The organism is uncultured Microbacterium sp., assembly GCF_937927635.1.
Classification (GTDB): domain Bacteria; phylum Actinomycetota; class Actinomycetes; order Actinomycetales; family Microbacteriaceae; genus Microbacterium.
The window spans coordinates 36,850-42,955 of record NZ_CALBRW010000019.1; the positions used below are offsets into that span (position 1 = coordinate 36,850).

The 6,106-nt window shown below is 67.0% G+C and carries 7 protein-coding genes and 1 pseudogene; 6 read left to right on the forward strand and 2 right to left on the reverse strand.

The features are described from left to right. The first annotated feature begins 81 nt into the window (after nt 1-81). The 6 genes from lgt to Q0568_RS10435 all read left to right on the forward strand — a co-directional run bounded on the left by lgt (nt 82) and on the right by Q0568_RS10435 (nt 4,948). Nucleotides 82-993, forward strand: coding sequence for a prolipoprotein diacylglyceryl transferase (gene lgt / locus Q0568_RS10410; protein ID WP_298866125.1), 912 nt, complete (start codon nt 82-84; stop codon nt 991-993). A 414-nt stretch (nt 994-1,407) separates the two neighbouring features. Beyond that, nucleotides 1,408-2,121 carry a VIT family protein gene (locus tag Q0568_RS10415; protein WP_298866143.1) on the forward strand — a complete coding sequence of 238 codons (714 nt, stop codon included), beginning with the start codon at nt 1,408-1,410 and terminating at the stop codon, nt 2,119-2,121. A 237-nt stretch (nt 2,122-2,358) separates the two neighbouring features. Then, nucleotides 2,359-3,618, forward strand: coding sequence for a ferredoxin reductase family protein (locus tag Q0568_RS10420; protein ID WP_298866127.1), 1,260 nt, complete (start codon nt 2,359-2,361; stop codon nt 3,616-3,618). Between the two features lie 14 nt (nt 3,619-3,632). Continuing rightward, on the forward strand, nt 3,633-4,112 hold the full coding sequence (locus tag Q0568_RS10425) for an FMN-binding protein (RefSeq protein ID WP_298866130.1): 480 nt from the start codon (nt 3,633-3,635) through the stop codon (nt 4,110-4,112). Next, nucleotides 4,112-4,567 carry an FAD:protein FMN transferase gene (locus Q0568_RS10430; protein WP_298866132.1) on the forward strand — a complete coding sequence of 152 codons (456 nt, stop codon included), beginning with the start codon at nt 4,112-4,114 and terminating at the stop codon, nt 4,565-4,567. Before Q0568_RS10425 ends, Q0568_RS10430 begins: the two co-directional genes overlap by 1 nt. 9 nt (nt 4,568-4,576) lie before the next feature. Next, nucleotides 4,577-4,948: an FAD:protein FMN transferase gene (locus Q0568_RS10435; protein WP_298866134.1), complete on the forward strand. Its 372-nt coding sequence runs from the start codon at nt 4,577-4,579 to the stop codon at nt 4,946-4,948. On the opposite strand, the gene Q0568_RS10440 is transcribed toward Q0568_RS10435, so the two are convergent. Both Q0568_RS10440 and Q0568_RS10445 read right to left on the reverse strand, forming a co-directional pair. After that, nucleotides 4,939-5,916, reverse strand: a complete 978-nt coding sequence (locus Q0568_RS10440) for a HAMP domain-containing sensor histidine kinase (protein ID WP_298866136.1) — start codon at nt 5,914-5,916, stop codon at nt 4,939-4,941. The two genes, Q0568_RS10435 and Q0568_RS10440, sit on opposite strands and share 10 nt — an antisense overlap. Beyond that, a pseudogene (locus Q0568_RS10445) lies at nt 5,913-6,053 on the reverse strand (winged helix-turn-helix domain-containing protein); the annotation flags it as partial. The gene Q0568_RS10440 and the pseudogene Q0568_RS10445, both read right to left, overlap by 4 nt. Between the last annotated feature and the right edge of the window lie 53 nt (nt 6,054-6,106).

The following is a 6,106-nucleotide window of genomic DNA, read 5'->3' on the forward strand; positions in this document are numbered from 1 at the left end:
ACGTAAGAGGAGATCCCTTCCGGTAGGCGCGATCCAGGCAAGCCTGGACCTAGACGATGATGTATGAAGGAATTCGAACCGATGCCAGATGAGGAGCGGTACGCAGTGCTTCCGACCAATCTTCCCAGCCCGCCTTCATCCTGGGCCCAGTTCGCTCTCGGGCCCCTGACGATCCACACCTACGCGCTATGCATCATCGCCGGGATCATCGCCGCCGTCATCATCACTCAACGACGCCTCTCCGCGCGCGGCGCGGAGGACGGCGTGGTTATCGACATCGTCATCTGGGCGGTCCCGATCGGTATCATCGGAGCCCGGTTTTACCACGTGTTCACCCACGTCGGGGACTACTTCTATCCCGGGGCGAACCTCGGGAACATCTTCGCCATCTGGGACGGCGGCAACGCCCTCTACGGGTCCCTCCTGGGCGGCGCTGTCGGCGCGTACATCGGCTGCCGACGAACCGGTATCCGGCTTTGGTCCTTCGCCGATGCTCTCGCGCCCGCGATGCTCATCGCGCAGTCCATGGGCCGGGTGGGCAATTACTTCAATCACGAACTCTTCGGGCTGCCCACCACTCTTCCGTGGGGGCTCGAGATCCTGCCGACGGACACCATGTTCCCGGACGGCCTCCCGGCCGGAACGCTGTTCCACCCGCTGTTCCTGTACGAGATCATCTGGAACTTGATCGGCGTCGCGATCATCCTCCTCCTCGAGCGCAGATACCGGTTCCGGTGGGGACGCGCCTTCGCCCTCTACCTCATCTGGTACGGCCTCGGACGCAGCTGGCTCGAGGCCATCAGAATCGACCCCACCAGTGACGCCCTGTTCGGCATCCCCGCGAACGTTTGGGCATCCTTCGTCGTCGTCGCCCTCGGCATCGTGCTATTCGTCGTCCAGGGGCGACGACACCCCGAACCCGAACCCTCCGTGTACCAAGAACGACGCGCGCCAGCGGTGGAACATCAGCCCAGCAGTGCAGACGAGAGCTGAACGCCACCCACACCTCCAGCTGCAACTAGTTCTGTCTGAGCGATCACCGACACAACGCCTCTTGACGTGGTGCGCCGAAAATCCCTGCCGAAAGGGGTTTCCGGAGATCGTTTGTGGCGCCTTATAAGGAGCCACCGGGCCAGTAACGCCAAAGACGATCGTTTCCGGCGCGGTATCACTTGGTTGCCGGGGCGGTCGCCGCTAATGGGAGCCGGAACCCCGTTCTGGCAGGGACCTTCGGCTGGTGCCGCGACCGGACTTGCTAGCGGTCGAGCTGCGGAGGGCGCGTTTGTGGCGGGCGTACTCTTGTCCGATGACTCGACCTCTCACGAAGTGGCATTCCGCGCACGTAGAGCTCGACCTCCGTCGGGATGTGCCTTCCATAGCCGCGCCGGGAGAAGGAACGGGGCGATGATGTCCGCGACGCATCCGGGTGAGCCTCACCGCGGCGATCTCGCCGGGCGCCTCAACTGGCTCAGGGCCGGCGTGCTCGGCGCGAATGACGGCATCGTGTCGGTCGCATCGCTCGTCGTCGGTGTCGCGGGGGCGACGACCGATTCCGCGACGCTGCTCGCCGCGGGTGTCGCCGGTCTCGTCGGTGGGGCGATCTCGATGGCGCTCGGGGAGTACGTGTCGGTGAGCAGCCAGCGAGACAGCCAGCGGGCTCTGATCGAGAAGGAACGGGGTGAGCTGGCCGATGATCCGGCGACCGAGCTCGAGGAGCTGGTGGGCATCTACCAGGCGAAAGGCCTGCGCCCCGCGACCGCACGCCTCGTGGCGGAGGAGCTCACCGCGCAGGATCCGCTGACCGCGCATCTCGAAGCGGAGCTCGGCATCTCCGAGAACCAGGTGCTCAGCCCGTGGGCGGCGGCGGGGGCCTCAGCGCTCGCCTTCGCGCTCGGCGCGATGCTTCCGCTGTTGGCGATCCTGCTCCCGCCTCCGGAGATCCGCGTGCAGGTCGCGTTCGCAGTGGTGCTGCTGGCGCTCGCGCTGACCGGATTCATCAGCGCGAGGATCGGCGGGAACCCCGCGCTCAGGCCCACGATCAGGGTGGTGCTCGGTGGCGCGATCGCGCTGGTGGTCACATTCGCGATCGGGACGCTCCTCGGGACGACCGGCGTTGCCTGAGAGACAGCCATGAGTCGTCTATCGGGGGCCGTTCCTTAGACCTGTCTCAGAGTCGGGACAGCACGCTTCCCCTATGACCACTCTGACGACAAGACCTCGTGCTTCCGTCCCCGGCGCTTCCCCGATGCCACCGCGGGCGACCCGTCGTGGGCGCGCGCGGGTTTGGCGTGCAGCGGCGATCTCGGTGATCTGGGCGACCAGTCTGTTCGTCGTCGCTCTGTGGGTCGCGGTGGTGGAGTGACCGCAGTCCTGGGTGTCAACGCCGAGACCGTCACGACGCTCGGGCGCCTCACCGGGCTGGTCGCGGCGAATCTGCTGCTCTATCAGGTGCTGCTGATGGCGCGTGTTCCGCTGTTCGAGCGCGGATTCGGTCGTGACGGGATCACGCGGATGCATCGCTTCGTCGGATTCTGGTCGTTTTGGTTGATGGGCGCGCACATCGCGCTGCTCGCGGTGGGTTACGCGATGGCGGCTGGCATCAACCCGTTCGTGCAGCTGTGGGCTTTCGTATGGGACTACCCGGGGATGCTCCTGGCCACGGCGGGCACTCTGCTGATCCTCCTCGTCGTCGTGACCTCGATCCGCCGTGCTCGTCGGCGCCTGCGGTACGAGTCCTGGCACCTCCTGCACCTCTACGCCTATCTCGGTGTCGGACTCGCGCTGCCGCACCAGCTGTGGACGGGCGCCGACTTCCTGTCCTCGCCGGTCGCGACCGTCTATTGGTGGTCGATCTGGGCCCTCGCTGCGGGGTCGGTGCTGGCGTTCCGCATCGGGATGCCGCTGCTGCGGTCCTCCCGTCGGGCGTTGCGGGTGGCGGGGGTTGAGGCGGACGGCGCGCGGGGTGTCACCATCCGAGTCGAGGGTCGCGACATCGCGACCCTCGGGGCCAGGGCCGGTCAGTTCTTCGTCTGGCGCTTCATCGATGGACCCGGCTGGACTCGCGGACACCCGTTCTCGCTCTCCGCTGCGCCGGGAAGCGAGCTGACGCTGACCGCCCGTGTCGTGGGCGACGGCACACGACGCCTCACCACGCTGCTCCCCGGCACCAGGGTCATCGTGGAAGGACCATACGGGGAGATGACCGGCGAGCGCAGGACCGGGACGAAGCTGCTCATGATCGGCGCAGGCGCCGGTGTCGCACCGCTCGTCTCGCTGCTCGAGACGGAACGGTACCGACCGGGAGACGCGATGCTCATCACCCGGGAGTCCGCGGCAGAGGACGCTCTTCGGCAGGAGGCCATCGCTCACCTCATCAACACCCGTGGCCTGAGCTACCTGCCGTTCATCGGCCCGCGATCGTCCGGCGCGTCGAGCTGGATCCCCGCCACGCACGAGGCGTGGTCGGGCGCCGACCTCCTTCACCACCTCGTGCCGGAGCCGAAGGACCATGACGTCTTCATCTGCGGCGCTGAGGCGTGGATGAAAGACCTCAGGCGTGACCTGGTCCACGCCGGTTTCCCCGCCCATCGCATCCATTCCGAATCGTTCACGATCTGAGCAGGGAGACGGCCATGAAGAAGATCCTCTACACACTCCTCGCCACGGTCAGTGGCCTGGTGCTTCTGTTCAGCTACAGAACGTCTCTGCAGGCCGTCACCCCGACCGACGCCAGCGCGGCGACAGCGGGCAGTTCGTCGACGACCACCGACACCGGCGCGAGCGGCTCCGGAACCACGTCGTCGAACTCGGGAACCACGTCTGGCACCGGCCTTGCCGACGGAAACTACACCGGCGCATCGTCGCAGACACGCTACGGGCCGGTGCAGGTGCAGATCACCGTCTCCGGCGGACACATCACGGATGCGCAGGCGGTCGACTACCCGAACAGCAACGGTCGAGATCGGCAGGTCAACGGCACCGCGATCCCGAGGCTCGTCTCGGAGACGATCAAGGCGCAGAGCTCGAAGATCCAGATGGTGTCCGGTGCCACATACACGAGCAGTGGCTACCTCTCGTCGCTGCAGAGCGCGATCGACCAGGCGCACGGCTGATGCAAACCGCGAATGAGGGGACGCGGGTCTGGGTCGAGGAGATCATGGGCATCCCGATGAGCATCCACCTGATCGGTTTGGAAGAGAAGACCGATGCGGGCGCCGATCGGGCAGTGCGTGCGTGCTTCGACGAACTGCGCGAGATCGATCGGGTGTTCTCGACATATCGCACCGATTCCGATATCAGTCGCATCCGTCGCGGCGAGCTCTCCATCGCCGACGCTGAGAGCAGGGTCGCGCTGGTCGCTGATGCCTGCGAACGCGCCGAACAAGTGACCGGAGGCCTGTTCTCTGCCTGGTGGCGGGGGTGGTTCGACCCGACGGGATACGTTAAGGGCTGGGCTGTGGAAGCTGCTGCCCGTCGGCACCTCGAGCCGCTGCTGGGTGCGGCGACCGCGGTCGGGATCAACGCCGGAGGAGACCTGCAGCTGTTCACGGCTGCGGGAGCCGACTGACGATGGCAGGTGGGCATCGCCGACCCGCACGACCGCGGCCAGTTGGTCGCGGTTGTCGGCGTGGCGAACGGTGCGGTGGCGACCTCAGGGCCGGCGGAGCGCGGGCATCACATCCTCGATCCGCGCACCGGCCGGCCCGCGACAGGCACCGCGTCGGCCACGATCGTGACCGACGGTCTCACGCAGGCGGACGTCTGGGCGACCGCTGCCGTGGTGGCCGGCCCGGCGAACCGCTCGTGGATCGCGGCTGCGGGGTCGCGCACCGGCATCATCGTCGACGATGAGCACCACGTCACGCGCTGGCTGGGCACGACGATCGTGGACGTGCAGACGACGGCTGGTTCGCAGCCGATCGGAGGATACGCACTCGTTCAGGCATGAGCCGGGAGTGTGAGCAGGAAGGTCGTGCCGGATGCCGTCGACCGTTCGACCTCGATGGAACCCCCGGCACGGCGAGCGACATCTCGCACGAGTGAGAGTCCGAGACCGAAGCTACGGGGGCGTCCACTCTCGCGCGGACGCGCGAACCGCTCGAAGACCTGCTCGGGCGAGATGCCTTCGATCCCCGATCCCTCGTCGATGACGCGCACCGTCACGTTCCGGGCGTCCCGCCCGATGCGGATCGAGACGGTACCTCGCGCCGGGGAGTGCTGCACGGCGTTGTCGAGCAGCGCGACCAGGATGCGGACGAGCGTGACTTCCGGCAGCTGCGCCTTCACATCCTGATCGACCGTGATCGTGAGCGAGACCTCGGAGTCCTGTGCGCTCGTCGTCATCGCTGCGACGGCTACGGCTGCCGCTGTCGCGACGTCCGCGTTCCCGTCGGCAAGCGATTCCTCCTCCGCAGCGATCAGCAGATCATTGAGCACGTCGGCCATCATGTCCGCATCGTGCCGCAGGTCGGTGAGACCCGCTCCGAGGTCCTCGCCTCGATCATGACGGCGCTGCAGAACCTGGATACGGCTCGTCAGCGTCGTCAGCGGCGTGCGGAGCTCGTGACTCGCATCGGCCACGAAGTTCCGCTGCCGACGCAGCGCCTCGCCGAGCGGACGGACCGATCGGCGAGCGGCGACCGCGGCGACCACCCCGAGCAGCACCACGCCGATCACTCCGAGGACGATCACGGCCGGAACGATCACGTCGAAGTCGACGATGAAGTCGTCCCGCGTTCCGGCGGGACCGCCGAACCAGCCGCCGCCGTGCTCCTCGCCTTCGCGGCGCGACGTCGAGAGCACCACCGCGATCAGCACCCCGATGCCGATCGCGACGATCACACCAGACGAGACTCCGACCCAGAGTCCGATGGATAGCGCGGCACGGCGCACGCCTCGAGTGTCGGCGTCGCTCATGACGGTGTTCCCGCGCGGTAGCCGCGTGCGCGGACGGTCTCGATCATGTCGGGGGAGGTCTTGCGCCGCACATAGTGCACATACGTATCCACCGAACTCGTCGTGTCTCCTTCATGGAACACGGCGCGGAGGATCTCGGGACTGCTGCACGGATAGGTGACAGGTTGTAGTCACGCCGCCAGGGCGACGG